The sequence below is a fragment of the Mycobacterium sp. 852002-51971_SCH5477799-a genome, from assembly GCF_001667145.1.
GTDB lineage: Bacteria > Actinomycetota > Actinomycetes > Mycobacteriales > Mycobacteriaceae > Mycobacterium.
In genome coordinates this window covers 175977-202834 of record NZ_LZIF01000086.1, presented here as the reverse complement: position 1 = coordinate 202834, position 26858 = coordinate 175977, and the positions used below count along the sequence as shown (strand labels likewise).

Genomic DNA, 26858 nt, shown 5'->3' with positions numbered 1-26858 from the left:
AGAGGTCTTATGGATGTCGGACTGAACTCGGAGCAGCTGTCGCTGCGTGACACCGTACGCGACATATTACGGACGGAGTCCCCGCCCGACGCCGCGCGTCAAGCGATCACCGACCCCGAGCGCTGGCGCGCCCTGTGGAAGACCGTCGTCGATCTCGGCTGGACCGAACTCGCCGCCCCAGACGCCGGCGACTACGGACCGGTCGAGCTAACCGTGGTTCTCGAGGAATGCGGTGCGGCCATCGCGCCAATTCCGTTGCTGGGCAGCGTCGGTCTGGCCGCGGGCGTCCTGCGCAACACTGGGCTTGACGCGGTGCTGACCGATATCGCCGGCGGTGTCGTAGCCACCCTGGCCGTTCACGCCCAGGGATCGCGACTGCCCGGCGCTCCGATGACCCTGTCCCAGGGACGGCTGCGCGGCACCGCCGTCGCCGTCCCCAACCTGTCGCGGGCGGAGCTGGTCGTCACGCTGGCTCGCTGCGACGACGGTGAGACCGTGGCGGCCGTCGCCCGCTGCGGCGACGGGGTCACCATGGTGCCGGCGGCCGAATCCACCGATCCCGCTCAACCGTTGGCCGGCGTCGAGATCGACGCCGAGCCCATCGCAGTTGCACCCGTTGATCTCGAATCGGCTTTTACGGCGCCCTGGGTGGCCTCGGCCGCCGATCTGCTCGGCGTGGCGAGTGCCGCGTTGCACCGCTCGGTCGAGTACGCGAAATCACGGCGCCAGTTCGGCCAGCCGATCGGCGGGTTCCAGGGCATCAAACACGCGCTGGCCGACAACTACGTCAGCGTCGAACGCGCCCGCAGCCTGACCTATGCGGCGGCCGCCCTTCTCGGCGATCCGGTCGCGCCGCGCGCCGATGTGTGGACCGCCGCGGCGCTGGCCAAGGCGGCGGCCAACGACGCAGCGGTCGGATGTGCACGCACCGCCGTGCAGGTACACGGTGCCCTCGGGCAGACCTGGGAACACGACGCGCACCTCTATGTCCGGCGGGCCTGGCAGGGCGCCGCCATGCTGGGCGACAGCCGCTCCCTCTATTACGAGGTGGGGCGACGATTTTGCAGGGGTGCCGCGTGAGCCCGGTCGTGTCGGAATTCGGCGCGTGGCTGGCGGAGTTCCTGCCCGACGACTACTACGCGAACTATCGGCGGTACCGCTGGGATCTCGGGTTGCGGCGCGAGTATCAACGCGCCTCGTTCGAGGCCGGATGGCTGCAGCCGACCTGGCCCCGCGAGCACGGCGGTCGATCGCTGAGCTTGCGCGACGCCATGGAAGTCCGGATCGAGGCGGCGCTGCGGTCCGCACCCAAGCTGCCCAACGTTCAGGGCCCCGGAGTCGCCGCGCCCGGCATTCGCCAGTTCGGCACGCCCGCCCAGATCGAGCGTCTGCTCGTTCCGCTGCTGCGCGGTGACGAGTGGTGGGCGCTGGGCATGTCCGAGCCTGAAGCCGGGTCGGATTTCGCCGGTCTGCGGACCCGCGCGGAGCGCGATGGCGACGTGTTCCGGGTCAACGGCCACAAGATCTGGACCACCCAGGCACACGAGTCGCGGTGGTGCACATTGTATGCCCGCACGGATCCCGAAGCCCCGAAACACCGCGGCATCTCGTGCTTCATTCTCGACCTACATTCGCCGGGGGTCCGGGTCGAGCCCATCCGCATGGCGTCGATCTCCGACGAAACATTCTGCGAGGTCTTCCTCGACGACGTCGAGGTGCCCGCCGAAAATCTGCTCGGACCGCTCAACGGCGGTTGGAATGTCGCCTTGTCGTCGCTGCACCATGAACGCCAGATGATCTGGATCATGAACTGGGTCGAGATCAAACGCGGTCTCGCCTCGGTGCGCGACGCCGGCGCCGCGGACACGAGCCACGACGTGTATGCCGAACTCGGTTCGCTGCTGGCGGACGCTGAAGCGTTGCGGGCCACCGGGTATCGTGCGTTGGGCAACGAACTCGCGGGGCGGCCCAGCCCGGAAGCCGACACCATGAAGTTGCTCGGATCGCTTACCTTGCAGCGTGTTTGGGAACTGAGTGCGGCCGCCGGGGGCCCCGATTCGGCCACCGATCCGGATCTACTGTTCGAACGTCAGGACGCGTTGGCCGCGACGATTTACGGCGGGACGTCCGAGGTTCAGCGCAACATCATCGCCGAGCGGCTGCTCGGGTTGCCGAAGGGATGACGACAATGGATTACGACCTCGGCGACGATGCCGGGCAACTGCGCAGCCATCTGCGCGAGCTGGTTGCCAACCACATCCCGGCCGACTTTCTGGGTGCCTGCACCGAGAACCCGCAAGACCTCGCCACCACCGAGACGTTCTGCAAATTGCTGGCGACCGAGGGGCTGCTGGCGCTGGCGTGGCCGAAAGAGCATGGCGGCGGCGGAGGTTCGGTCTGGCAGCAGACGGTGCTGCGCGAGGAGATGTGGGCCCAGCACGAGCCGCGCGGTCCGCAGTACATGGGCATCAACTGGGTCGGGCCCGCACTGATGCGGTACGGGACGGCCGAACAGAAGGCCAAGCACCTGGCGGCCATCGCCTCCGGCGACGTGATCTGGTGCCAAGGTTTCTCCGAGCCGGAGGCCGGCACTGACCTGGTGTCGTTGCGCACCCGCGCCGTTGCCGACGGGGACGGGTGGCGCATCACCGGCCAAAAGGTGTGGACGTCGTACGCGCTGATGGCATCGTGGTGCGTGTTGGCGGCGTGCACCGACCCGGAGGCGCCAAAACACAAGCGGCTCACCCTGTTTCTGATTCCGATGGACCGGGCCGGATTCACCGTCCGGCCGATCCCGTCGATGCTGGGACCGCACCACCTCAACGAGATGTTCCTGGACGACGTGCAGGCGTTTCCCGGCGACGTGCTCGGTGAGGTCGGCGACGGCTGGCGGGTGATGCGCGAAGCTCTGGCTTTCGAGCGAGTCGGCATCGCGCGCTACGCGCGCTGCGAATCGCTGCTCGAACGGATGCGGGCTCAGCTCGGGGACGACTGGGACCAGCTGCCCGAGACGATCCGCACCCGATGGGTGCGCGCACTCGTCGACCTACGGGTCGCCCGATTGCTTGCCTATCGCGCCGTTTCACTGCAGGACAACCCGTCGGCGGGCGCGGCGGCCAGCGCCGCCCGCATCATCACGACTACCTGCGACCAACTCGTCGCCGAGCTGCTGTTCGACGTGTTGGGCCCGACGGCGCTGGACAGCGGAAGCTCCGCGGCACTGCACGGGGCGATCGAAGACCACTGGCGTTACGCGCAAGCGGCCACCGTGGCATCGGGCACCATCGAGGTGCAGCGCATGCTGGTGGCACGAGACGTATTGGGAGAACACAGGTGAAAACCGATCTACCACAAGATGTCAGCGACTTCGCCGCCGTCGCCGGCAAGCGGCTCAGCCGATTGGGCGGACCGCCTGCCGCGCTGCGCGCCGAGACCGACGACGCCATCCGGGATGCGGCGCGCGCGGCGCTGCACGATGTCGGCGCGTTCGACCTCGACGTGCGCTCGGCCCCGGATGACCTGCTGGCCGCGGCGGTGCTTTGTCAGGCCGCCGGCGCGACCGCGCTCCCCTACCCCTTGGTGGAGGAGCTGCTGGCGATCGATGGCGCGCGCCTGGCCCTGGTCAATCCGGAAGCCCCGCGCATCGACCACGGCGACCTCGCCGGTGACTGGGTAGCGGCGGACCTGGACGGCAATCGGTACCGGCCACAGCCGGCCTCGCGGACCGGCGCCAAGCTGGGGCCCTTCCTGGTCCCGGCCACCTTGAGCGCACCCGAGGGCACCGTGCCCGTCGCCGACGTTAACCTTCATCTCGTGCTGGGATCATGGCGGATTCTGGGAGCGGTGCAGCAATCGTTGCGCATTGTCACCGATCATGTGCGCGCCCGGATTCAGTTCGGCAAGCCGCTCGCGGACTTTCAGGCCGTCAGGTTCGCCGTCGCGGATGCGGCCGTCGCAGTCCGCGGACTGCACGAACTCGCGAAATTCACCATTTGCCGCCCGGAATCACTTCCGGCGCAAATCCATTCGGCCGACGCCCTGATCCTTCGGCTCAAGGCCGCCGACACGGCACGACAGGTGATGCGCTCGTCCCACCAACTGCTCGGAGCCCTGGGCTTCTGCGACGAGTCAGACGTCAGCGTGCTCGACCGGCACACCCAACCGCTGATGCGGTTGCCCCTGGGCACAGAGGATCTCGCCTTGCGCCTGATCCCCTGCGTGTCGGACGGGTCATTCGAGACATTGTTCAGCGGGCCGGTATCGGCGTGACCCGCGCCGGTGACGATGCAGTGGGGGCACCTCCCGCTTGCCGGGGACGAAGCGATGAGGAGCGGCGCAAATGAGCCCCGCCCCCGCGGCCGAGGTGACGCCCAATCCGTTCGACGAGGGAATACCATTCGCGACCAAACTGCGCGAGCTCGCGCAACAACGCCGCGACGATTTCGGCGTCACCATTGTCGCGCTCGATGGCACCGCGGAGGCGCTGACTTTCGGTGAACTCGATGCCCGCGCCAACCAGTGGGGCCGGGCGCTGGCCGGGCTGGGCGCGCAAACGGGTTCCCTGGTGGCACTGGCCATTCCGAACTCGCTGCATCTGGTGCTGGCGACGCTGGGGTGCTGGAAGGTCGGCGCGGTCCCCGTCCCGATGCACTGGGATCTTCCAGAGTGGGAGCGAGGCCGGGTGCGCGAGGTGATCGACCCCGCGGTCGTGGTCGACGAAAAATCTCGGTGGGACTTGGAAACTCGCGCTGCCGGCGAGTCCGCGAGCCCGCTGCCCACCGCCGTTTCCCCGCACGTCAACGGCATCTGCAGCAGCGGTTCGACCGGCGTACCCAAAGTGATTCTCAGCTTGGCGCCTTCGCTGTGGACGCCTCAGCACGGCGAGCCGTTTCTGTCGAACTGGACGCCGGTGGCGCAGCCGCAGACCATCATGGTGCCCGCTCCCATGTATCACACCAACGGCTTTGCCACCTTCTTCTTCCTACTCGCCGGCGACCACCTTGTCATACTCGAAAAGTTCGACGCCGCACTGGTGTTGGATGTGATCGAACGGTTTCGGGTCACGAACTTCACCGCCACGCCCACCATGCTGGCCCGCATCGCGGCCCGGCCGGACGTCCGGCAGCGAGACCTGTCCAGCGTGGTCTTCATCCTGCAAGGCGCCGCGGTGATGCCGCCGTCGTTGATGCACACCTGGTTCGAACTCCTGAGCCCAGAGCAGATCGTCTCGGCGTATGGCATGACCGAGAACCTCGGACTCACCGCGTTGCGCGGCGACGAGTGGCTCACCCACCCGGGCAGCGTCGGCCGCGGCTTCCGGGACACCGACATCCGGATCCTAGGCGCGGACAAACGACCGCTGGGTCCCGGCGAGGACGGCGACGTGTACTTGCGGGCGCCGATGAGTGCGGGATCCCGCTACCTGGGGGGCGCGGCACCGCTGCCGTCGACCGAGGACGGCTTCCGCTCCGCCGGCGATATCGGCCACCTCGACGAGGACGGCTTCCTCTATATCGTCGACCGCCGCGTCGACATGATCGTCACCGGCGGCGCCAACGTCTTTCCGGCGGAGGTCGAATCCGCGCTCGCGGGTCACTCCGGGATCGCCGACGTGGTGGTCATCGGACTCGCTGACCGGCAGTGGGGGCGCCGAGTGCACGCGGTGATTCAAATCGCGGAGGGCGCGCAGCTCACCGAACAGCAGGTGATCGAGTACGCGAAGAGCCGGCTGGCCCCCTACAAAGCCCCAAAGACCGTCGAGTTCGTCGACGCCATCCCCCGCACCGCGGCGACCAAGGTCAATCGCTCGGCGATGATCGCGGCCCGGGGCGGTTGAAGCGACGACTTGTCGGACCGGCGTCTTATAGTCGAATGCATGTTCGAAGCAATTGCCGGCGGCCGATCGAAGCCGGAGGTGATCGCCCGGTTTGACGCCATGGTCGAACGGCTGTCTCCGGCCGTTACGCCTGAGTCAGCTGCCTTGCTGGAACGGATCTGTTCGTCCTCCCGTGCGGAGAACCAGGCGGCCGGTGAGCGCCTGGCGGCAATCGGCGAACTCGACATGTTGCGGCTGCGCCAATACGGGGAGCGCGAGACCTGGGCGACCGACACCTGGGATTCCATCTCCGCAGAGATCGCGGCGGCACTGAGAATAAGCCAGGCGCTGGCGTCGAGTTTACTGAACTATTCGCGCGCCATGCGAAATCGGCTACCAAAAGTGGGCTCCGCGTTGGTTTCCGGTGACATCAGCTATTCGACCTTCCAGACCATCGTGTTCCGCACCGACTTGATCGACGATCCCGACGTGCTTGCCACGGTCGACGCCGCGCTCGCGCTGCGAGTGCAACGATGGCCGACGATGACGCGCGGACGCCTGGCAGCGGCGGTGGACCGGATCGTGGCCCGGGCCGATCGCGACGCGGTCCGCCGTCGCCGCGAACAACAAGCGGATCGCGAATTCTCGATCTGGGACGGCGGCGACGGGTTGGCGGAGGTATACGGAAGGCTGGTCGCCACCGATGCTCACGCAGTGGACGCACGGTTGAATGCGTTGGCTGCCACCGTATGCGAGGCTGATCCGCGCACCCTGAAGCAGCGTCGCGCCGACGCCATGGGGGCCTTGGCGGCGGGAGCCGAAAGGCTGCAGTGCCGCTGCGGGCGACCAACGTGCCCGGCCGGCGCAACACCGGTGCCGAGCCCCGTTGTTATCCATGTGGTCGCCAACCAGTGCACCGCTGACGGCGCCAAACCAGACTCCGGTTCGATGATCGGCACCGACGTGCTTATCCCGCCGGAGTTGATGGCTGAGCTTGTCGGCTCAGCAACGCTCTTGCCTGTAAAGCATCCCGGCGACGCACCGCCGGAGCGCGGGTACGTCCCATCGCGGGCGCTGGCCGATTTCGTGCGCTGCCGCGATTTGACGTGCCGCTTCCCCGGGTGCGACCGTCCCGCGGCCGAAGCGGACCTCGACCACACGATCCCGCACTCTCAAGGCGGCGCGACGCACGCCTCCAATCTCAAATGTCTTTGCCGACAACATCATTTGATCAAGACCTTCTGGGGTTGGCACGATCAGCAGCTGCCCGACGGCACGGTGATCTGGCGCTCCCCCTCGGGGCACACTTACGTGACCACCCCGGGCAGTGCGCTCCTGTTTCCGTCCTTGTGCACGCCAACCGGTGAGACACCCCGGCCTCGCCAGCCCGACCGGCTCACCGATCGTGCCGCGATGATGCCGCAGCGGCGGCGCACCCGCGCCGAGAACCGCGCGAAGTACATTGCCGGCGAACGCCGGCATAACCGCGCCGCGCTTCAGGCCCGCCAATCCGCATATCAGGCTGCTTCGCCCGGCCCCGCCCCACCGGGCGACGGCGACGATGATCCGCCGCCATTCTGACGCAGATCATTGGGCAGCCCCTACTTCTGCGCGAAGGGCTAAGCGCCGGCTCGCGCGGCCGCCAAGCGCGGTAACCTCATTCTCATAGCGCCACCTGCGCGCTATGGAAGGGGACCATCCGCTCATGGCCGACACCAAAGACCAGGTGGAGATCACCCGCGGCGACCGCTTCATCAAAACAGCCGTCGCGATACTGGGTGAAACGGGACGCACCGACTTCACCGTGCAAGAAGTGGTCGCGCGCTCCAAGACGTCGCTGCGAGCCTTTTACCAACACTTCAGCAGCAAGGACGAACTGCTGCTGGCCCTCTTCGATCGAACAATCGCCCAATCTGTGCAGACCTGGCGCGCTGAAACCACCGGCCTGGACAGCACCTCGGCGCTCAAATTGCTGATCGACCGACTCAGCCAGCAACCGGAATCGAGCACCCAGGACAGCCTCAATCGCGCGTTGACTCTCTACAACCAGCACCTGGCCGAGACCCGGCCACGCGAATACGCCCGGGTTCTCTCGCCACTGCACGGCCTGATTCGCGACATCGTCGGGCAGGGCATCGCCGAGGGGGTCTTCAACCCGGGTTTGGACGTCGGCGCGGCGGCCGCCATCGTCATGCAGACGATGATGGGTGCACAGCGATTGCATTGGCTCGGTTCGGAATTGAACGGGACACCGGTCGATGTCGGGCAACTCTACGACTTCTGCAGCCGCGCCCTGGGCATCCGCGACACCGACGAACAATCGGCGACGCCCTCGTTGGCCGAGCTGTTCAGCCAAATCGGCATGCGCCCCAGCACCCGCAACGGCGAATTCGCCATGACCATGCCGGTGAGTCCTGCGGTCGTCAACACGTCCGGCGCGCTGCAGGGCGGGCTGATCGCCACGCTCGTGGATGTGGCGGGCGGTCAATTCGGGCTGGATTATCTGCAACCGGGTACCACGATGACCACCGCGGATCTGTTCATTCGCTATCTGCGGCCGGTACGGCAGGGCGTGGCGTTCGCTGTGCCCCGGATGTTGCGTTCCGGCCGGCGGGCGATGGTCATGCAAGTCGACATTTATGGCGACGGCGACGACGATCTACTGGCGACGGCGACCGTCAACTTCGCTGTCATCGAGGGGACCACACCAAAGCTCCCAAGCTGGCCGGACGCCTGAGCTTCCGGGAGACCGCCGACTCGGTATACCTAATTGCGCAGAAGTGGTAACGTCATTACCAGCGATAGAGAATCCAAGACATTTACGAGGAGATCGCCATGCCCTCGCGCGAACTTTCCTTCCCCGTGTTCGACGCCGACAACCACATGTACGAGCCGCAGGAAGCGCTCACCAAGTACCTTCCGGACAAGCGCAAAAACGTCATCGACTATGTGCAGGTCCGCGGTCGCACCAAAATCGTTGTGCGCGGCCATATCAGCGAATACATCCCCAACCCGACCTTCGAAAAGGTCGCCAAGCCGGGCGCCCAGGAGGACTATTTCCGCAACGGCGCGCAGGGCAAGACTTACCGCGAGATCCTCGGCGAGCCGATGAAGGCCATCCCCGCCTTCCGTGAGCCGGGCGCGCGCCTCGAAGTGATGGACGAACTCGGCATCGACTACGCGCTGATGTTCCCCACCCTGGCCAGCCTGGTCGAGGAGCGGATGAAGGACGACCCGGAGATGACGCACGACGTCATCCACGCGCTCAACGAGTGGATGCACGAGCAGTGGACGTTCAACTACAAGGACCGCATCTTCGCCACCCCGGTGATCACCCTGCCAATCGTCGACCGCGCGCTGGAAGAACTCCAGTGGTGCCTCGAGCGCGGCGCGCGCACCGTGCTGGTCCGCCCCGCACCGGTGCCCGGCTTCCGCGGCAGCCGATCGTTCGGGCTCGAGGAGTTCGACCCGTTCTGGCAGGCCTGCATCGAGGCCGAGATCCCGGTGTCGATGCACGCTTCGGACAGTGGCTACTCCGAATTCGCGAACGTGTGGGAGCCCGGTGACGAGTTCCTGCCGTTCAAGCCAACCGCGTTCCGCAGCTTCGCGATGGGCCACCGCCCGATCCTGGACGCGATGGGTGCGCTGGTGTGCCACGGAGCGCTGTCGCGCAACCCGGAGCTGCGAATCCTGTCGATTGAAAACGGCGCCGACTGGGTGCCGGACCTCTTCAAGGGCCTCAAGGGCGTCTACAAGAAGATGCCACAGTCGTTCAGCGAGGACCCGATCGAGGCGTTCAAGCGGTGCGTGTACATCACTCCGTTCTGGGAGGACCGGTTCACCGAGATCGTCAACATGGTCGGTACCGACCGGGTGATGTTCGGCTCCGACTGGCCGCACCCGGAAGGCCTCAAAGACCCCATCTCCTTCGTCGACGAACTCAGCGACTTCTCCGAATCCGACATCGCCAAGATCATGGGCGGCAACCTGATGAAGCTCATGAAGGTGTCGGCGCCGGCCAAGAAACGGGTCTCAGCCTGACCGATGCCGCCGCGCGATCCGAAAGGCGTTGCGGCTGCGGATATTTCAAGGGTAATTCGGAGTAATTAGATCGGTGGCTGCCTCGCGCCACGAGATCGGCCGTGGCAGCGAGGCCCCCGTCCCCATTCGCCCCCGACCGGGCGGCTCCGTGGTTCAGCGGGTGGTGATTGTCGCAGCCGTCATTCACTCGTCGCCCAATTCTGCCGAAGCCAACGCGACCGGCATCAAACCGATGCAACGCACATGCAACAACGATTGCTAATCTGAACAATTGCAAACAGGTCAGCCCTTTGACCCGGTTTCGACGCGGCCCCGGCTTCGCGGGCCGCCTGCAGGCCGCTAGGAGGAACGGCCAGATGGTGGCCGAAAACGACTGGGACAGAACCGTTGGTGCGGCAGACGACGTCCGCCGCGTCTTCGAGAATGTTCCCGCGCTGCTGGTTGGACTCGAGGGGCCCGACCACCGATTTGTCGCGGTCAATGCGGCTTACCGCGCACTCAGCCCGCCAATAGACCCAATTGGACTACTCGCGCGCGAGGTTTATCCCGAGCTGGAGAGCCAACGGATATTTCAAATGTTCGACCGGGTGTATCACACGGGCGAACCACAGTCGGGCACGGAATGGCGGGTGCAGGCCGACTTTGAAGGCGCAGGCCGCGCGCAGGAGCACTTCTTCGACTTCATCGTCACACCGCGACGCGCGGCGGACGGCTCGATAGAGGGCGTACAGCTGGCCTTCGTGGACGTAACGAGTCGGGTGCAGGCCCGGATCGCCGCCGAAGCACGCCTTGAGGAGATCTCCGAGCGGTATCGCAACGTCCGCGATTCCGCCACCGTCATGCAGCAGGCGCTACTGGCGCCGTCGGTGCCCATCATTCCCGGCGCGGACGTGACGGCGCAGTATCTCGTTGCCGCCGAGGACACCGCGGCCGGCGGCGACTGGTTCGATGCGATACCCCTCGGCGACCGGCTGGCGCTTGTCGTCGGGGACGTCGTCGGCCACGGCGTCGAAGCGGCGGCGGCGATGTCGCAGCTGCGGACCGCGCTGCGGATGCAGGTCGTCGCGGGATACCCGATCGCCGAGGCGCTCGAGGCGGTCGACCGATTCCGCAAGCACGTCCCGGGCTCGAACACCGCCACGATCTGCGTCGGCTCACTCGACTTCGGCACCGGCGAATTCCGCTACTGCACCGCTGGACACCCGCCGCCGTTACTCGTGACGGCGGACGCAACCGCCCGCTATCTCGAGCCCTCCGGCGCGGGCCCCCTCGGTAGCGACACCGGCTTTCCGGTGCGCACCGAATTCCTTGACGTGGGTGACTCGATCCTGCTGTACACCGACGGCCTGATCGAAAGGCCGGGGCGGCCGTTGGTCGCCAGCACCGCCGAATTCGCCGAGCTGACCGCGGATATCGTCGGCGGACAGCGCGGCTTCGTCATCGAGTCATCGGTACGGCCGATCGACCGAATCTGCTCGGAGACATTGGAATTGCTGCTGCGTTCGACGGGCTACAGCGACGACGTGACTCTTCTCGCGGCGCAACGCCGCACACCGCCCGCACCGCTGCACCTGACGCTGGACGCGACCATCCGCACCGCGCGTACCGTGCGGTCCCGCCTGAGGCAGTGGCTGTCGGAGATCGGCGCCGATACCGACGACATCTCGGATGTGGTGCACGCGATTTCGGAATTCGTCGAGAACGCGGTCGAGCACGGTTATGGCACAGAGGTTCCCGACGGCGTCGTCGTCGAGGCAACGCTGTCCGGGGATGGCAACCTGCACGCTTCGGTGACCGACCATGGGCGGTGGAAGGATCACCGCGAGGGCGAGACGGGCCGTGGCCGCGGCCTGGCCATGGCCGAGGCCCTGGTGTCGGAGGCGCACGTCAGTCGTGGAGCCGATGGCACGACCGCCACAGTGACGCACCGACTCTCACGGCCGGCGAATTTCGTCACGAATTCAGCGGTCGCCCGGGCGACCGGTCGGCGGTCGGGCAACGCGGAATTCGCCTCCGAGGTCAGCGAACCGGGGCGCATCGTGGTCACCGGCGATGTCGACTCCACCACCGCGTCCACCCTGGACCGTCAGATCGCAGTCGAAAGCCGCTCCGGCGTCGCGCCGTTGACAATCGATCTCACCGGCGTCACCCACCTCGGATCGGCGGGTGTCAGCGCGCTGGCAGCTGCTCGCGAGCGAGCGCGCCGACAGGGCGGTGAGTACGTGCTGGTGGCCCCGCCGGGAAGCCCGGCGCACCACGTCTTGTCGCTCGTGCAGCTCCCGGTGGTCAGCGGCCTCGCCGAGAACCTCGTCGCCGAGGGTTAGGGTCGGTCGGCTCGCTCGCCGTGGCGCACCTGGTTGAACGGCACCCCGCGGTCGGCGGCGTACTCCCGGGGGAAACCCAGCACCCGCTCGCCGATGACGTTGCGCGCCATCTCCGTTGTGCCGCCGCCGATGGCGACGGTCTGCCGGGACAGATACCGCAGGCCCGTTTCGAGTCCGGCGCCCTGCTCCCCCACCACTGCGGCACTTCCCGCGATTGCCAGCGCCGTGTCGACGTCGGTGGTCGTGGTCTCGGAGTGGAACAGCCTGATGAGCGTTCCGGCGGCCGGCGGCAAGACACCGTCTCTGACGCAGCGAGACACGTGCCCGATCAGTTGCTCGGCCACGGCGCGGTGCACCAGGGCGCGACCGGCCATCTCGTGCACGCGTTCGTTGTCGGCTTGCCCGGTCTTCTCCGCAAGCGCCACGTAGTCAACCGGAATCGCGTTGCCGCCCTCGCTGCCGCTGCCGCTGGCGAACTCGGACCCCTGCCCGACCGCTCGGCGTTCGTGGTAGAGCTGGCGGGACGCCACCGCCCATCCACCGTTGACCTCCCCGACCACGGCGTCATCTCCGACGTCGACGCCGTCGAGAAACTCCTCGCAGAATTCTTTCGAACCGCTCAGCATCGTGATGTGCCGCAATGTGATTCCCGGATGCGCGATGGGGACCAGGAACATCGTCAGGCCCTCGTGCTTGGGCACCTCCCAGTCGGTGCGGGCCAGGCACAGGCCGTAATCGGCGGCGAAAGCACTCGTGCTCCATGTCTTGGCGCCGTTGATGATCCAACGGTCACCGCGGCGCTCGGCCCGGGTGAGCACGCCCGCGAGGTCCGATCCGCCGCTGGGCTCACTCAGCAACTGCACCAGCACTTCCTCGCCGCGCAGCGCCGCGGCGATGTGCTGCTTCTTCTGGTCTTCGCTGCCGGTGTCGAGCAGCGTGGCGCAGCAGATCGTGAACGTCGGGGTGTTGAGAATCAACGGCATCTCGTAATTGAGGGATTCGACGTCGAATGCCTTCTGGTATTCGTAGTCCAGCCCAAGGCCGCCGTACTCGCGGGGAAAGCAGATGCCGGCCAATCCGCCGTCGTACAACCGCTTTTGCAATTCCCTGGCCCTGCGCCACGATCGTTCCTCGTCGCGCGGCGCGGCGGGTGGGGCCTCACTGTCGATGGGGGGCATGTTGTCCGCCAGCCATTTCCTGGCCCGGGCGGCGAATTCCGCGACGGACTCGGTTGGCGTCATCGGATGCTCATCATTTCGCCGAACGACCCGCCTTCTCGAACTCGTATACACGCAGATTGTGCTCCTCTGGCGTCCCAAACATGCTGCGGTACAGCGTGATCCGGCGGAGGTACAGGTGCAGGTCGTGTTCCCACGTGACGCCGATGCCGCCGTGCATCTGCACACACGCCTGCACGATCTGACCCGCCATCTCGCCCACGTAGGACTTGGCGATGCTGGCCGACAGATTCGCTTCCGGCGCACGGGCGGCCACGTCGGCGACCGCCGCCGAGGTGGTGGCGCGACAGGCTTCCAGCCAGAGCTTCATGTCGGCGAACTTGTGTTTGAGGGCCTGATACGACGCCAGTGGGCGGCCAAAAGTGTGTCGGTCCAGCGCCCACCGCACCGTGAGATCGAACACCGTCTGCAGGGCACCGACCACCTCCGCGCATTGCAGCACCTGGGCGATCTGGCTTTGTCGGTCGACGAGTGCGACGGTTTCGTCGGCGGTACCGACGGCCGCCGAACGTGGCACCCCGACACCGTCGAAGTGCACCCGGGCGTATTGCTTGACCAGATCGACCGACTCCTGGGGCTCGATGCGAACCCCCGGCGCGTCTGCGGGAACAAGAAACTGACGAATCTCGGCGGGGCTGGTGCCGCAACGCGCCACCACCAGCAGCGCCGCACTGTGGGCGCCCTCCTCGACGCGATCCTTGACCCCGTCAATGCGGTAACCGGAGTCGGTTTCGGTGGCCGTGACCGATGGGTTCAGCGGCGCCCAGCCCTCGCCCGGCTCGCAGACCGCCCACGACGCGACCGATTCACCCGATATGAGCGCCTCGATGGTGTCGGCGTGCTCGTCGGAGTTTGTGCACTCGACAAGCCCGGCGAGCACGGTGCTGACCGGATATAGCGGGCCGGGGGCCACCGTCTTGCCGAGTTGCTCGGCGACCATCGCCAGATCGGCGAAGCCGTTGTCCGAGACGCTTCCGCCGCCCCGCTCCTCCGGCACGAGCAGACCCGTCCAGCCAAGTTCCGCGGCGCGCCGCCACCATGCGGGGTCGAACGACGTACCCGCGGCGTGCAGCTCCCGAACCCGGCGCAGCGGCGCTTCCTTTTCCAGGAAAGCTTGGGTGGTTGAGGTGAAGAGGATCTTTTCGGGAGAGTCGAGGGTGGTCATGATGCCGAGGGGGTCCTTCTTGACATTCGATCGCTGCAGCTGCAACGGAAACGGTTTGAGTGTTTGATCATCCGCCCGATCGGTCCTCGGTTGGCTGGCGATTCCGATGTTAGCAACGCGCACTACGGTAAGAGATACCGGAGTTCGATCGGTAAAAAGCGGAGACCAGCAGGTATGTCGAGACGGCCGCGCTACATGGCGAACACGCGGCGCACCGCCTGCGCGTGCAGCGCCCGATTCTCCTGGGAAACAACCCAATCCGGGACCATCGAGTCGAAGCCGTTGAAGGTCGCGGCGATCACGTGCAGTTCGGTGTGAACGTACGCATGTAACAGCCGGTTGGCGTAGTCGATGGCCTCGTCGCGGCATGGGTCGATCTCGGAGCAGCTGACGAACGTCGGCGGCAGGCCTTCGAGATTGGCCCGGTGCGCGGGGACGTGCTGACCGTTGGCGCTGGCGTGGCCCAGATAGTGGTTCCACGCCCGGCTCACGGCCGGGCCGGTCAGGCCGGGGGTGCGCTGAAATTCGCGGCGCGACGGCGTTGCATCGGAATCGAGCATCGGCTGGTGCAGGATCTGCATCAGGATCGCCGGACCTTCCTGGTCGAACATGCGCTGGGTCAGACCCGCGACCAGAGCAGCACCGGCGTCGCGTCCCATCACCGCGACGCGGCTGGCGTCGGCGTCGAGCTCCGCGCTGTTTTCGACGGCGTAACGAAAGGCCGCCTCGACATCGTCGAGTGCCGCCGGGCACGGATTTTCGGGGGCCAGCCGGTAGTCGACCGAAATCACTAGGCAATTGCCGTCACGGGCCAGCTCCACGCAGTGCGCATGGTCGGTTTCCAAGCTTCCGGTGACGAATCCGCCGCCATGGGCGTACAGCACCAGCGGCGCGGACGATTCGGTGCGGCCGCGATACAAACGCAGGCCCAGCTGATGACCGTCCGGACCGGCGATCGATCGCGAATTGACGGAGACGCCAGTGGTATCGGCCGCCGCGGCGCGCTGCGCGGCCAGCAGGTTGGCGTGTTCCCGCTCCGCGGGCAGTGTCTCGGCGCGGAATTCGAAGGCGCCCAGCTCCACGGCTGCATCGCGTAGCACCGGATCGATGCGGTTGAGGCCATGCGGCCGGGTCATGTTCGTCTGTGTCATATCAACTCATTTTCCGGGCTCGTCGTGCGGGCTCATCGGCGGTCCCGGAAGCTAAGCGGAGACCACCTTCAAGGTAGACCTGCGCTTTTAAGCGCTGACCCACCAGGTGCTCGGCGCCGCGAAACGAGCCCGACGAGCCGGCGTCGCGGTAGGACAGGCCATCTCCGGCGAAACTTCCCAACGGCGGACATCGGTCGCCGTCGGTCCCACCGTTGCAGAGCGTTGGGCTTCGTTGCTATCTATACTATGATAGCTATTTTCACATCGGTTACACCCGCCGTGGATTTCGCGGGCACTCGCAATCCGGTCCGCGTGAACGGCCTTATCGGTTGTTTCAGGAGGAGCGCTGATGACGCTCAGCACTGGCCCGAACGGGCAGCCCCTTGTCCCTACACTCGATCACACCGGCGAGACCAGTCCCTACCCGTTCTTTCAACACATGCGGCACACCGACCCGGTGTGGCACGGTTCCCTGAACGACAACACGCAGTTGCCGGAAGAGCTGCGACCCAGCGACGAGTGGGTGCTGTTCGATTACGACGGTGTATCCCAAGCCTTTCGCGACGACCGGATCTTCACCTCCGCCGCCTACGACAAGACGATCGGGTTGGTGATGGGACACACCATCCTGGCGATGGGCGGCAGGGAACACCACGACCACCGCAACCTGGTGGCCAAGGCTTTCCGGGCGACCGCGCTGGAACGCTGGGAGCCGTCGGTCATCGGACCGGTCTGCGATCAGCTGGTCGATGAAATCAAGCACGACGGGCATGCCGATCTGGTGAAAGCGCTGACTTTCGAATTTCCCACGCGCATCATCTCGACGCTGCTCGGTCTGCCCGCGGAGGACCTGGAGTTCTTCCGGCGGTTGTCCCTCGACCTGATCTCGATCCCAACGGACATCGTGGCGGGATTGAATGCCGCCACCGAGCTCTACGATTACTTCCTCAAACAAGTCGAGCAACGCCGGCGCAAGCTCACCGATGACATCATCGGCGACCTGGTGGCCGCCGAGATCGACGGCGAGAAGCTCACGGACGAGGCCATCATCGCCTTCTTGCGGCTGCTGCTGCCGGCCGGCCTCGAGACCACCTATCGCTCGTCGGGCAATTTGCTGTACCTGCTGCTGACTCATCCCGAACAATTGGCGATGGTCACTCGAGATCGCTCATTGATCCCTATGGCGATCGAGGAGGGTCTACGGTTCGAAACGCCACTGACCATGGTCATGCGCACCACGACTGAGGAGGTCGAAATCGGCGGCAAGACCATTCCGGCCGAGGCGCAGATCGACATGTGTATGGGATCGGCCAATCGCGACGAGAGCCGGTGGACCGATCCCAACACGTTCGACATCTGCCGGCCTCGCCAATCCCACATCGCCTTCGCCGGCGGTATCCACATGTGCCTCGGCATGCACCTGGCCCGGCTTGAAACGCGGGTCATCTTGAACAGCCTGTTGGACCGCGTCGACAATCTGGTATTCGTGCCCGATGACGGAACCGGAGTGGAATCCAAGATCGTCGGGCTCACCTTCCGGTCGCCGAACAAGCTTCCGGTCACGTTCACCCCCGCCGCATGAAAAGCCGCGCAGCGATTCTGCACGACGTCGGCGGACCGTGGTCTGTCGAGGAATTCGAGCTCGATCCCCCCAAGACCGGCGAGGTCCTGGTTCAGATGGCAGCGGCCGGCCTGTGCCACTCCGACGACCACATCCTCAAAGGCGACATGTCAGCGCCCAATGAGGTGATGCGATCGATGGGGCTGCCGACCATGTTTCCAACGATCGGCGGCCACGAGGGCTCCGGCGTCGTGCGGAAGATCGGGCCCGGTGTCACCGACTTCGCCCCCGGAGACCATGTGGTGATGTCGTTCGTCGCCGTGTGCGGCCAATGTCGCTGGTGCGCCAGTGGAATCGAGTACCTTTGCGACGTCGGGATGGGCGCCATGGTCCCGGGGATGCCGACCGATGGCACCTTCCGCCACCACACCGCCGACGGCCGCAAACTGGGTCACATTGCCAAGATCGGGGCCTTCGCCGAACACACTGTGGTGTCGGTTAATTCATTGGTGAAGATCGAGCAACACCTGCCGTTGACGTCGAGCGCGCTGCTGTCCTGCGCCATCCCAACCGGTTACGGTTCGGTCGCCAACCGGTCGAACATGCGCGCCGGCGATACCGTCGTGGTGATCGGCGTCGGCGGGATCGGCACCGGCGCGATCCAGGGTGCCCGGATCAACGGCGCCGCGCAGATCGTGGCCGTCGACCCGGTGGAGTTCAAACAGAAGTCGGCGTTGCGGTTCGGCGCGACGCACAGCGCGGCCACGATCGCCGAGGCGCTGGATCTGGTGCGCGGCCTGACCTACGGGGTGATGGCAGACGCGGTGGTGGTCTCACCGTCGCTGATCACCCCACAGGACGTCCGCGACGCCGTGCAACTCACCCGCAAGGGCGGCACCTGCGTGCTCACCGGCATGACCTCGCAGTTGACCCGGTCGGTCAAGATCGACCTGCAGGACTTCATCCTGATGAACAAGACGTTGGCGGGCACCATATTCGGCTCGTGCAACCCCAAGGCGGACATCTCCCGGCTGGCCCGGCTCTACGAGACCGGCCAGCTCCAGCTCGACGAGATGATCACGAAGCGTTATCGCCTCGACGAGGTCAACGACGCCTACGACGATCTGCTCAACGGCAGCATCGTCCGGGGCATTATCGATTTCGGGATCGCCTGAGCTTACTTCCCGCGGTTGCGCACCCGGTGCAACTGGCCATACGCGTCGATCGGGCTGTGCAACGCCAAGCCGCCGTCTGCATGCACGATTTGTCCTGTCACCCAGGGCAATTCGAGGACACCGACGATAGCGGCTGCCACATCGGAAGCCTCACCCAGCCCACCCAGTGCCGTCCTCTCGGAAAGTCCTTCCACCCAGCCGGGCAGGGCCTCCGGGTTCGGCAGCATCGGTGTGCGAGTGACACCGGGACCCACTGCGTTAACCCGGATGCCGTGGCCGCCCCATTCCTCGGCGGCGACCTTCACCAGCATGTTGACCCCCGCTTTGGAGACGCAGTAGGCGCCCATGTCTCGGTCGGCGACGGTGGCGCTGATGCTGGAGACCGCCACGATGGAGCCGCCAACCCCTGCGTCGATCATGGCTTGCGCCGCAACGCGAATGGTGAGCCAGGTGCCGGTCAGGTTTGTCGATAACACCCGTCGCCACTCGTCGAGAGGTTGTTCCAGCAGCAGACCCGAGGCGCCGATCGCGGCGCAGGTGACTATCCGGGTGGGCGTGCCGTGTTCGCGCACGGTTCGTTCCATTGCCGCCGACACCGCGTCGGGATCGCTGACGTCGCAGACGATGTCACCACCGGACAGATCCCACACGACGACGTCGTGTCCGGCGTCACGTAGCCGGCGGGCGACCTCCCGTCCGATGCCGGAGGCGCCACCGGTCACCACGGCGCTCGAGGCGCTCATCGCGCGGGCCCGATCAGCTCGACCACTACACCATCGGGTGCGGTGATGACGGCCATCGGCACGGTCTTGCCCGCCGGGGTCGCAACGGTGATCCGGTGAACACCATCGGTGAAGCCCAATTCGGCTAGCGTGCATAGGGTTTCGTCCACATCACGCTGCAGGGAAAGCAAGAAGAAGCCGTGCCGGGGGACCGCAGCTACGGGTAGCGCTTCAGCGGCGCTCTCGAAAGCAACCAATTCGACGATCCCGGTATCTGGCGTCTGTGGATCACCGAGGAACACCGACTGCAGCTGGTTTGTCGGTGCGCCGAACAGTTCTGGCCAGTCTCCGGTGAAGGTGTGGCCGAACAATTCGGTAAAGCCCAGGCCGTCGCGCCAGAACGTCATCGAACGTTCGACGTCAGCGGTGCAGATCGCGGCGTGATGGATTCCTAGCATGGGCGTCCTCTCGAGTACCGAGCCTTAAGTTGGCAGCTCCTAAACGACCTTGGCCATGGTGTGTTCCCACAATTCGCGCGCGAGGACGGGATTGGCGGCCGCCCGATTGGCTTTGGCGACTTTGCCTTTCACGTAATATTCGCCGGGCGCCCAGTCGACTCCGGGCACGCTCGTCGCCAGCCAGACCAGCTGATCAGCGCCGTGATCCGCGGATTGGATCATCCTGCTGACCGGCGTCCGTTGCATGGTGGTCAGGAACCGAGAGCCGGACGATTGACCGATATTGGTGTTGACGAAACCCGGGTGGACCACCGCAGCCGAAAGACCGTCGGCGGAGAAGCGCCGATGTAATTCCTTGGTGAACAGGATGTTTGCCAATTTGGCCAACGCGTAGGCGGTGCTGGGCCGGCACCGGTCCGTGGCGTCGAAATCGGTGAGTTTGACTCTGCGCAATAGCCGCTGAGACGAACTGGACGTGTTGACGATGATGGCGCGGGAACCGACCAGAATGTCCAGCAGCTGCGTGGTGAGCAGGAACGGCGCGAGGTAGTTGACCTGAAGAGTGATCTCATGGCCGTCGGCAGTCCGCTGCGGCTTCGAGAACACACCCCCGGCGTTGTTGCCCAAGACGTCGATGCGCGGATACTGGGCCCGGAGTTTGTCCGCAAGGGCCCGCACCTGAGACAGGTCGGAGAAGTCGGCGACGAAATAGTCGGCGTCGAGCTCGGTGGCCACGGCCGCGGTCTTGTTCTCCGAGCGTCCGACCAGTACCACATTGTCGCCGCCGTGGCCGAGCCGGCGGGCCGCCGCGGCGCCGATGCCGTCGCTGGCACCGGTGATGACAATCGTCCTATGCGCCATTGCCTCGACCTCCACGGGGAGTGTAGCGACAGCCGGCGCGGCCGCACTCAAGCCAGCGAGTACCGAACCGGCAGATGTTTGAGTCCGCCGACGAAGGTGGTGGCGACCAGTTCCGGGTCACCGTTGAGTTCAATGGATTTCAGCCGCGGCAGCAGCTCGGCGAAGAAGCTGCTGACCTCCATGCGGGCCAGCGCGGCGCCCATGCAGAAGTGCACACCGTAGCCGAAGGCCAGGTGCTTGTTGGGGTCGCGACCGACGTCGAAGCGGAACGGATCGCTGAAGACGTCCTCGTCGCGGTTGGCCGAGACATAGGACAGCAGCACCGCATCCCCGGCGGCGATGGGCACTCCACGCACGGTGGTGTCCTTGGCGGCGGTCCGCATGAATTCCTTGACCGGGGTCACCCAGCGGATCATCTCCTCGGTGGCCAGCGGCATCAGGTCCAGGTTGTCGCGCAGGCGATGGTGCTGGTCGGGATTCTCGATCAGCGCTTGCAGCCCGCCGGAGATGGTCGCGCTGGTGGTGTCGTGCCCGGCGGTGGCCACGATCAGGTAGTAGGAAACGGTGTCGATGTCCGAGAGGGGTTCGCCGTCGACGCGGGCGTTCGCGATCGCCGACGCGAGGTCCGCGGTCGGATGTTCGCGGCGAGACGCCGTCACACCGTTGAAGTAACCGAACATGTCCAACAACGCCGGCAGCTGGTCCTCGTTCGTGGTGCCGCGTTTGAATTCTGAGTCGTCGCTGCCGAACAACTCTTGGGTCAGCTTCAGCATCCGCGGAAAATCGGCTTCCGGCAGCCCGAGCAGCGACATGATCACGTAGAGCGGGTAGTTGACGGCGACTTCCTGAACGAAGTCACATTCGGGGCCCGCCGCCATCATCTTGTCGACATAGCTCTTGGCCAGTTCGTCGACGCGAAGCTTCAACGCCCGCATCGCCTTTGGGCGGAACCAATCGGAGCCGATCGCGCGCACCACCCGGTGTTGGGGGTCGTCCAGATGGATCAGCGTGCGTACCCCGGCGGCGGCCTGCATCTCATCACCCGCCGCGGTGGTCAGCACGGGCCGCGGCCAGTTGGTGAAGAGCATGTTTTCGCGTTCGATGTCCATGATGTCGGCGTGTTTGGTGATCGCCCAGAACGGCCGGTAGTTCGGAACATCCACCCAGGACACCGGAGCGTTGACCCGCAGGTGCGTCAGCGCCGCATGCAGCCGCCGCTCGTCGGTGTACGCCAACGGGTCCGCCAACAGCTTCGCGGCCTCGTCCATCGTCGTTGCGCTCACTGCTGAGACTCCTCGATTCGGGACGCCCCGTCGACCTTTAGGCGCGCGGCTTCGGGCATGCGGGTAACTTTACAGTAAGCAATCCAGTATGTGACCCTACAAATCTGGTCGCGCGATGAATCTTCCATGAGGTAGGACATAGGCATGCCGAAAGCCCAGGATTGGGGAGAAACGCTCGAGGACCTCGAGCGTCGCCGTCAGCACGCGCGGGCGATGGGTGGGCCCGAGCGACTCGACAAGCACCACAACAAGGGCAAGCTCGACGCTCGCGCGCGCATCGAGTACCTCCTCGATCCGGGCACGTTTCGTGAGCTGGGCACGCTGGTCGGCGGTGAGATCGCGGCCGACGGCCTGATCGTCGGGTCCGGTGAGATCAACGGCTCACCGGTGATGCTGGGCGCCGAGGACTTCACCACCATGGCGGGCAGCATCGGACCCGGCGGCAACTCCAAGCGGTACCGGATCGCCGAACTGGCGCTGCGCGACAAGATCCCGCTGGTGATGCTGCTCGAGGGCGCGGGCTTCCGCCCCGGCGGCGGGCACTACGGCCGCACCCCCACCGACCTCCTGGCCCAGGCGCAGTGCTCGGGCCGCGTCCCGACCGTTGGCGTCGTACTCGGGCCGTCGGCCGGACACGGCGCGCTGGTCGCCCCAGTCTGCGACTTCCGGATCATGAGCAGGCAGGGCGCGATCTTCACCGCCGGACCACCCGTCGTCAAAGAGTCCACCGGAGAAGACATTTCGAAGGAGGACCTCGGTGGGCCCGATGTCGCTTTGCCCAGCGGCGTGATCCACAACGTCGCCGAGGACGACGAAGCAGTGCTCGACGATGTCCGGCGCTACCTGTCCTACTTTCCGCCGAGCGCGTGGTCGTACCCGACATCGTTGCCGCAGGACCAGGACAGCGAGCCGCGAGCGACGCCGGAGCTGCTCGACATCGTCTCCCGCGACAACCGCCGCGTCTACGACATGCGCGCGGTGCTCGACGTGATCTTCGACCGGCCCGACTGGTTCGAAGTCCAGCCGCAGTACGGCAAGGCGATCATCTGCGCGCTGGCCCATCTTGGTGGCCACCCGGTCGCGGTGGTGGCCAATCAACCTCAGGTGCTCGCCGGCTCCATCGACGCCGCGGCCGCGGACAAGGCGGCGCACTTCATCCTGGTGGCCGATTCGTTTCACCTGCCCCTCGTCTTCCTCGCCGACAATCCCGGCATGCTGCCCGGCAGCCGCTCCGAGCGCAGCGGTGTATTGCGCGCCGGGGCGCGGATGTTCGCCGCGCAGACGGCCGCCACGACGGTGAAGCTGCACGTGACGCTGCGCAAGGCATACGGGTTCGGTTCCATGGTCATGTCCCTGCTGGGTTTCGACAGCCAGTCCGCGACCTTCGCCTACCCCGGCGCGACGATGGGCGCCATGAGCGCGGCCGCTCTGGGCCGGGCGACGCACGCCGGTGAGGACGTCACCGCAAAGTTGCGAGAGGCCGAGTTGCAGGCGTCCTATCGGTCCGCCGAACACATGGGGTTCGACGAACTCATCGATCCCCGCGAGACACGGGATGCCCTGCTCGCCTCGCTGAAGCGCGGCCTGTCCGCCAGGCAATCCCCCGCCGAGCCGGTGACCCGGACCGTCATCATGCCGTGAGATGCGCGCGGCGTCTGGTCAATCCGCAGCGCGGTAGGCCGCGACGATCGGCTCGAGCTCGTCGGGTGTGGCACCGTGCATGATCACCGCATCGGCACCGTAATCGAATTCCTTGCGGACGCGGTCTACGCACTGCTGCGCTGACCCGGTGGCCGACGCCTCCAGCCATTCGTCGGGAATCAGCGTCGCGATGTGCTCGATCTGCTCGGCGGTGGCCTTGTGATCGATCCCGCGGCGATCGAGGTGACCACCGAATCTTCCCGGAATCGTTGCAGCACAGCGGGATCCCAGTTGTTCGTCTCGACCAACAGATCGCCGTAGCCCTGCAGGTAGGTGGCCAGACGAGCCACGGTTTTCTTGAGCCGGAGTTCTTCGGGCAGGTGGTCACCGACGGTGGCGAAGCACGACCACACCCGCACGCTGTCGGGGTCGCGGCCCGCATTCTCCGCTGCCGACTTCACGATTTTGACACTGCGTTGCAGAGTCTCCGGGGTGAAATAGGTGTGCAGTATGACGTCGTCGAACACGCGTCCGCCGAGCGCGAGCGTGTTGGGCCCGAAGGCCACCAGCGCCAGCCGGATGTCCTCGCTGAAGTCGGGATCGAGGAACAGGACGGGGTACTTGCCCATCGGGCCGTCGTGATTGAAGATCAGCTCGCCGTGCCACAGCCGACGCATGACCTGAGCCCAGTCCTCCATTTGCGCCGTCGTCACCGCCGGGATGCCGAACGCCCCGTAGATCGCGGCGATGCCGCGGCCAACACCCAGGGTGAACCGGCCGCCCGACAGGCGATGCATCGTGGTCGCCCAGGATCCGGTGATCAGGGGATGGCGGGTGTTGTGATTGGTTGCCGCGGTGGCGATTTGCATCCGGTTGGTAACCGCGCATGCCGCCCCGACCAGAGACGACGCCTCTTTGACGTTCCACCGCTCGGAGATGAAGGCGGTGCCGAAGCCCAGTTGCTCGCCGCGACGCGCCTCGTCCATCAGCGTTGCCGGGCCCTCACCACCGGCCCCGGCCAGCAGGTAGTAGCCCAATTCATCAAGCGCACGGTCACTCAATTCCAAACCCCTTGCTGGTAGCCGCAGTTCCAAACCTCGGTTATCTTGCCTTCGACGACGCGGAACACTTCGATGCTGGCGATGTTGGTTTCGGTGCCGTCCTTGGTGGTGATCGTCGAGTCGTAGACGATGGCGACGTGCTCGCCGTCCTCGCCCTCGATGACGACGTTGAGGTCGAAGCGCAACGAATCGGCCAGCTGCCACATGTCCACTACCCGCTGCACCGCTTCGGCGTGGGTCATCGTGCGCGCGCCGCCGACCTCGTGCCGAATTACGCTGTCGGCCAACAATTCATCGGCCAGGTCGATATTGCGTTCGTTCCACACGACCAGGTTGTAGAGCTCGACCACAGTTCGGGCGGTCCAGCTGGGCGCCATCAGTCGAGCACCGCGTGGTCTGCCTGGCGCGCGGCCACGTCGCGCAAGAATTGGTCGGTGATGCGCTGCACGCGCCGCGAGAAGATGTGCCCGACGTGGCTGCCGTCGTACCAGTACAGTTGGCCGCCCCAGCGTTCTTGCAACGCATCGACGGGCTCGCGCATCGCCATCCGGTCGTGCCACGCCCCGACGATCAGCCGACGATCCGGCGGCGGGGATGGGGTGACCGCCAAGGGATCGATCACCGAGGTCAGTTGGGCCACCACGGGGGATTCCAGCAACTCGCGGAATCCCTCGCGTGATGCGCCCCACCGCTGCAGGTGCCGCGCGATCATTGCGTTGAGCCCCAGGATCGGCGTGTAGAGGGCGACCGCGTCGATCTGCTTCTCCAGGTGGGAAACCAGCGCAGCCACCGGAGTGCCCATCGAAATCCCCGCCACCACAACGGCGGTGGCTTGCGGCTGCACCCAGCGCACGACCGCGCGTACCTCGGACACCACGCGCATCATGCCCGCCACATTGCCCAGCGGGTCCATGTCGGGATAGGCCGGCCATTGGCGTCGCCGGCAGCCGTGGCCGGGCTGCACCGGCAGCGCGACGTTGAAGCCCAGCTTGTGATGTATGCGTCCAATCCGGGTCAACAGCAGGTCTTCGTCGCCACCCTGGCCGGCCCCGTGCACCCAGACCAGCCATGGGCGGGGTCCGTCGTGGTGCCGGCACAGGCGCACCACCGCTCGTGCCGGACCGCCCAGACCGTCGGCCTCCAGCGTGGCCGGCAACGTCGGGTCGTGCTCGAAGGCCATCCGTTCGAACGCCAGACCAGCGATGCTGCGTTTGTGTATCGAGGTTGGCCGCAACGGTTTTGGGTCGGCGTGCGCCCGGCCAATGCCCAGCGACGAGAGCTCGTCGGCCGCCGCGGTGCACACATCCAGTGACCGCATCTCCTCGGGACTCCCGCCCAGCAGCGAAAACGCGCTCAGCACCAGTTCGTCGAGCATCGCCTCGCCGAACTGACGCGCACCGCGTGGCGATAACGGGGTCCAGCCGGTCGACTGTCGCAGGCCGGCCACGGTGCGGGGCATCAGCATCCCCAGCTCGCGGACCACATTTTGAGCCAGGCCCAGTCCGCTCATCGCCGTCCCCACGTCGCCCACCTTGCTAAGCCAGTTTGAAGCCGGTGTATCCGCCGGCCGCGATTTCGTCGCAGCGGCGCCGGTATTCGGGTATGCCGCCGGTATAACCCATGTACATCCGTTTCTTGCCGGGCACGTTGCCACCGTTGTACCAGGAGTTGCAGGACGGGTGAACCAACACCGTCGGCGCAACCAGCGCGGTGGCGTGGTCGATCCACTCCTGCTGAGCGGTGCTCATCGCCTCGATGGTGCGGATGTCGTTGGCGCGCACATACGCGATGCAGTCACCGATCCATTCCAGCCCGGAGAATCCGGCCCCGATGGCGAGCACGTCGAACGAGGTATCGGCTTCAGCCATCGTCACCACCGGTCATCTTCAAGATGGTTCGGGTCAGGTGCAGGGTCTTGATCCGCCATACACCGTCGCGCTTCTCGTAGGTCTCGTGGTAGTGGCCGGCGCCGTACAACTCGCGGCCGTCACCGAAGATCAGCAGGTCCTCCATCGCCCAGATGCCGGTCGCGGTGGTGGCGGAGGTGAGCGCGATCTCGGGGGTGTGACAGTGATGTTTGGTGGTCACTCCCTCGAGCCCGCCCATCACCATCGGCGCGAAGTTCTCGACGCCTTCGATCGGTGGCGCGGTCTGCGGGTCGGCACGGGCGGTGGACACCGCCATGTCGAGGGTGACCACGACGTCGGTGGTGAACACGTCGCGCCAGGACTCGAGGTCTTTGGTGTCCAGGAAGCGGCAGTAGCGCGCCTTCAGTTGCCGGATGGCTTCCAGCTCGTCAGCCGCTGTCGTCATTTCACTCCTTGCCGCGTGCCGGCCGGACTGCTGAAATCTATACTGTAAT

General features: G+C 66.0%; 22 protein-coding genes and 2 pseudogenes. 12 read left to right on the top strand and 12 right to left on the bottom strand.

All coding sequences use genetic code 11. The features are described 5' to 3' along the window. Positions 1 to 9 precede the first annotated feature (9 nt). From A5753_RS12565 to A5753_RS12525, 9 genes are all read left to right on the top strand, one after another. Positions 10 to 1080, top strand: a complete 1071-nt coding sequence (locus A5753_RS12565; RefSeq protein ID WP_067127926.1) for an acyl-CoA dehydrogenase family protein — start codon at positions 10 to 12, stop codon at positions 1078 to 1080. Beyond that, positions 1077 to 2183: an acyl-CoA dehydrogenase family protein gene (locus tag A5753_RS12560; RefSeq protein ID WP_067127923.1), complete on the top strand. Its 1107-nt coding sequence runs from the start codon at positions 1077 to 1079 to the stop codon at positions 2181 to 2183. The genes A5753_RS12565 and A5753_RS12560 overlap by 4 nt, the downstream gene beginning before the upstream one ends. After that, positions 2180 to 3337 (top strand): acyl-CoA dehydrogenase family protein, encoded by a 1158-nt coding sequence (locus A5753_RS12555; RefSeq protein WP_197694673.1) that lies wholly within the window; start codon positions 2180 to 2182, stop codon positions 3335 to 3337. The genes A5753_RS12560 and A5753_RS12555 overlap by 4 nt, the downstream gene beginning before the upstream one ends. Beyond that, a complete protein-coding gene (locus tag A5753_RS12550; protein ID WP_067127920.1) occupies positions 3334 to 4269 on the top strand; it encodes an acyl-CoA dehydrogenase family protein in 936 nt (311 codons plus the stop codon). Before A5753_RS12555 ends, A5753_RS12550 begins: the two co-directional genes overlap by 4 nt. A gap of 70 nt (positions 4270 to 4339) precedes the next feature. Beyond that, positions 4340 to 5836, top strand: coding sequence for a class I adenylate-forming enzyme family protein (locus A5753_RS12545; protein WP_067127917.1), 1497 nt, complete (start codon positions 4340 to 4342; stop codon positions 5834 to 5836). Between the two features lie 39 nt (positions 5837 to 5875). Next, positions 5876 to 7396, top strand: a complete 1521-nt coding sequence (locus tag A5753_RS12540; protein WP_067127914.1) for an HNH endonuclease signature motif containing protein — start codon at positions 5876 to 5878, stop codon at positions 7394 to 7396. 124 nt (positions 7397 to 7520) lie between these two features. After that, the gene (locus tag A5753_RS12535) at positions 7521 to 8552 is read left to right on the top strand and encodes a hotdog fold thioesterase (RefSeq protein ID WP_067127911.1); all 1032 of its coding nucleotides are present in this window, start codon (positions 7521 to 7523) and stop codon (positions 8550 to 8552) included. A gap of 98 nt (positions 8553 to 8650) precedes the next feature. Then, positions 8651 to 9856, top strand: coding sequence for an amidohydrolase family protein (locus A5753_RS12530; protein WP_067127908.1), 1206 nt, complete (start codon positions 8651 to 8653; stop codon positions 9854 to 9856). 356 nt (positions 9857 to 10212) lie between these two features. After that, the gene (locus A5753_RS12525; RefSeq protein WP_067127905.1) at positions 10213 to 12180 is read left to right on the top strand and encodes a SpoIIE family protein phosphatase; all 1968 of its coding nucleotides are present in this window, start codon (positions 10213 to 10215) and stop codon (positions 12178 to 12180) included. On the opposite strand, the gene A5753_RS12520 is transcribed toward A5753_RS12525, so the two are convergent. The 3 genes from A5753_RS12520 to A5753_RS12510 all read right to left on the bottom strand — a co-directional run bounded on the left by A5753_RS12520 (position 12177) and on the right by A5753_RS12510 (position 15734). Continuing rightward, a complete protein-coding gene (locus tag A5753_RS12520) occupies positions 12177 to 13421 on the bottom strand; it encodes an acyl-CoA dehydrogenase family protein (protein ID WP_067127902.1) in 1245 nt (414 codons plus the stop codon). The two genes, A5753_RS12525 and A5753_RS12520, sit on opposite strands and share 4 nt — an antisense overlap. 10 nt (positions 13422 to 13431) lie before the next feature. Further along, positions 13432 to 14583: an acyl-CoA dehydrogenase family protein gene (locus A5753_RS12515; RefSeq protein WP_067128064.1), complete on the bottom strand. Its 1152-nt coding sequence runs from the start codon at positions 14581 to 14583 to the stop codon at positions 13432 to 13434. A 191-nt stretch (positions 14584 to 14774) separates the two neighbouring features. Next, positions 14775 to 15734 carry an alpha/beta hydrolase gene (locus tag A5753_RS12510; protein ID WP_067127899.1) on the bottom strand — a complete coding sequence of 320 codons (960 nt, stop codon included), beginning with the start codon at positions 15732 to 15734 and terminating at the stop codon, positions 14775 to 14777. Between the two features lie 349 nt (positions 15735 to 16083). On the opposite strand from A5753_RS12510, the gene A5753_RS12505 reads away from it, so the two are divergent. After that, on the top strand, positions 16084 to 17316 hold the full coding sequence (locus A5753_RS12505) for a cytochrome P450 (RefSeq protein WP_067127897.1): 1233 nt from the start codon (positions 16084 to 16086) through the stop codon (positions 17314 to 17316). After that, complete coding sequence (locus tag A5753_RS12500; protein WP_067127894.1) at positions 17313 to 18470, top strand: Zn-dependent alcohol dehydrogenase; 1158 nt, start codon at positions 17313 to 17315, stop codon at positions 18468 to 18470. The genes A5753_RS12505 and A5753_RS12500 overlap by 4 nt, the downstream gene beginning before the upstream one ends. A 2-nt stretch (positions 18471 to 18472) precedes the next feature. On the opposite strand, the gene A5753_RS12495 is transcribed toward A5753_RS12500, so the two are convergent. The 4 genes from A5753_RS12495 to A5753_RS12480 are packed head-to-tail and all read right to left on the bottom strand — an operon-like array spanning position 18473 to position 21779. Next, positions 18473 to 19213 carry an SDR family NAD(P)-dependent oxidoreductase gene (locus tag A5753_RS12495; protein ID WP_067127890.1) on the bottom strand — a complete coding sequence of 247 codons (741 nt, stop codon included), beginning with the start codon at positions 19211 to 19213 and terminating at the stop codon, positions 18473 to 18475. Continuing rightward, positions 19210 to 19650: a VOC family protein gene (locus A5753_RS12490; protein ID WP_067127886.1), complete on the bottom strand. Its 441-nt coding sequence runs from the start codon at positions 19648 to 19650 to the stop codon at positions 19210 to 19212. The genes A5753_RS12495 and A5753_RS12490 overlap by 4 nt, the downstream gene beginning before the upstream one ends. Positions 19651 to 19689: 39 nt before the next feature. Further along, positions 19690 to 20511 (bottom strand): SDR family NAD(P)-dependent oxidoreductase, encoded by an 822-nt coding sequence (locus A5753_RS12485; protein ID WP_067128061.1) that lies wholly within the window; start codon positions 20509 to 20511, stop codon positions 19690 to 19692. Between the two features lie 47 nt (positions 20512 to 20558). Then, positions 20559 to 21779 (bottom strand): cytochrome P450, encoded by a 1221-nt coding sequence (locus tag A5753_RS12480; RefSeq protein ID WP_067127883.1) that lies wholly within the window; start codon positions 21777 to 21779, stop codon positions 20559 to 20561. 159 nt (positions 21780 to 21938) lie between these two features. On the opposite strand from A5753_RS12480, the gene A5753_RS12475 reads away from it, so the two are divergent. Beyond that, positions 21939 to 23435 (top strand): acyl-CoA carboxylase subunit beta, encoded by a 1497-nt coding sequence (locus A5753_RS12475; RefSeq protein WP_067127880.1) that lies wholly within the window; start codon positions 21939 to 21941, stop codon positions 23433 to 23435. An 18-nt stretch (positions 23436 to 23453) separates the two neighbouring features. Here A5753_RS12475 and A5753_RS12470 read toward each other — a convergent pair. From A5753_RS12470 to A5753_RS12450, 5 genes and pseudogenes are all read right to left on the bottom strand, one after another. Next, positions 23454 to 24496, bottom strand: a pseudogene (locus A5753_RS12470) (TIGR03857 family LLM class F420-dependent oxidoreductase). Beyond that, positions 24493 to 24873, bottom strand: coding sequence for a nuclear transport factor 2 family protein (locus A5753_RS12465; RefSeq protein ID WP_067127878.1), 381 nt, complete (start codon positions 24871 to 24873; stop codon positions 24493 to 24495). Before A5753_RS12465 ends, A5753_RS12470 begins: the two are co-directional and overlap by 4 nt. Beyond that, complete coding sequence (locus tag A5753_RS12460) at positions 24873 to 26018, bottom strand: alpha/beta hydrolase (protein ID WP_156656077.1); 1146 nt, start codon at positions 26016 to 26018, stop codon at positions 24873 to 24875. Before A5753_RS12460 ends, A5753_RS12465 begins: the two co-directional genes overlap by 1 nt. A 13-nt stretch (positions 26019 to 26031) precedes the next feature. Then, positions 26032 to 26307 (bottom strand): annotated as a pseudogene (locus A5753_RS12455) (cyclohexanone monooxygenase); the annotation flags it as partial. 49 nt (positions 26308 to 26356) lie between these two features. After that, a complete protein-coding gene (locus A5753_RS12450) occupies positions 26357 to 26809 on the bottom strand; it encodes a nuclear transport factor 2 family protein (protein WP_067127869.1) in 453 nt (150 codons plus the stop codon). Positions 26810 to 26858: the final 49 nt, after the last annotated feature.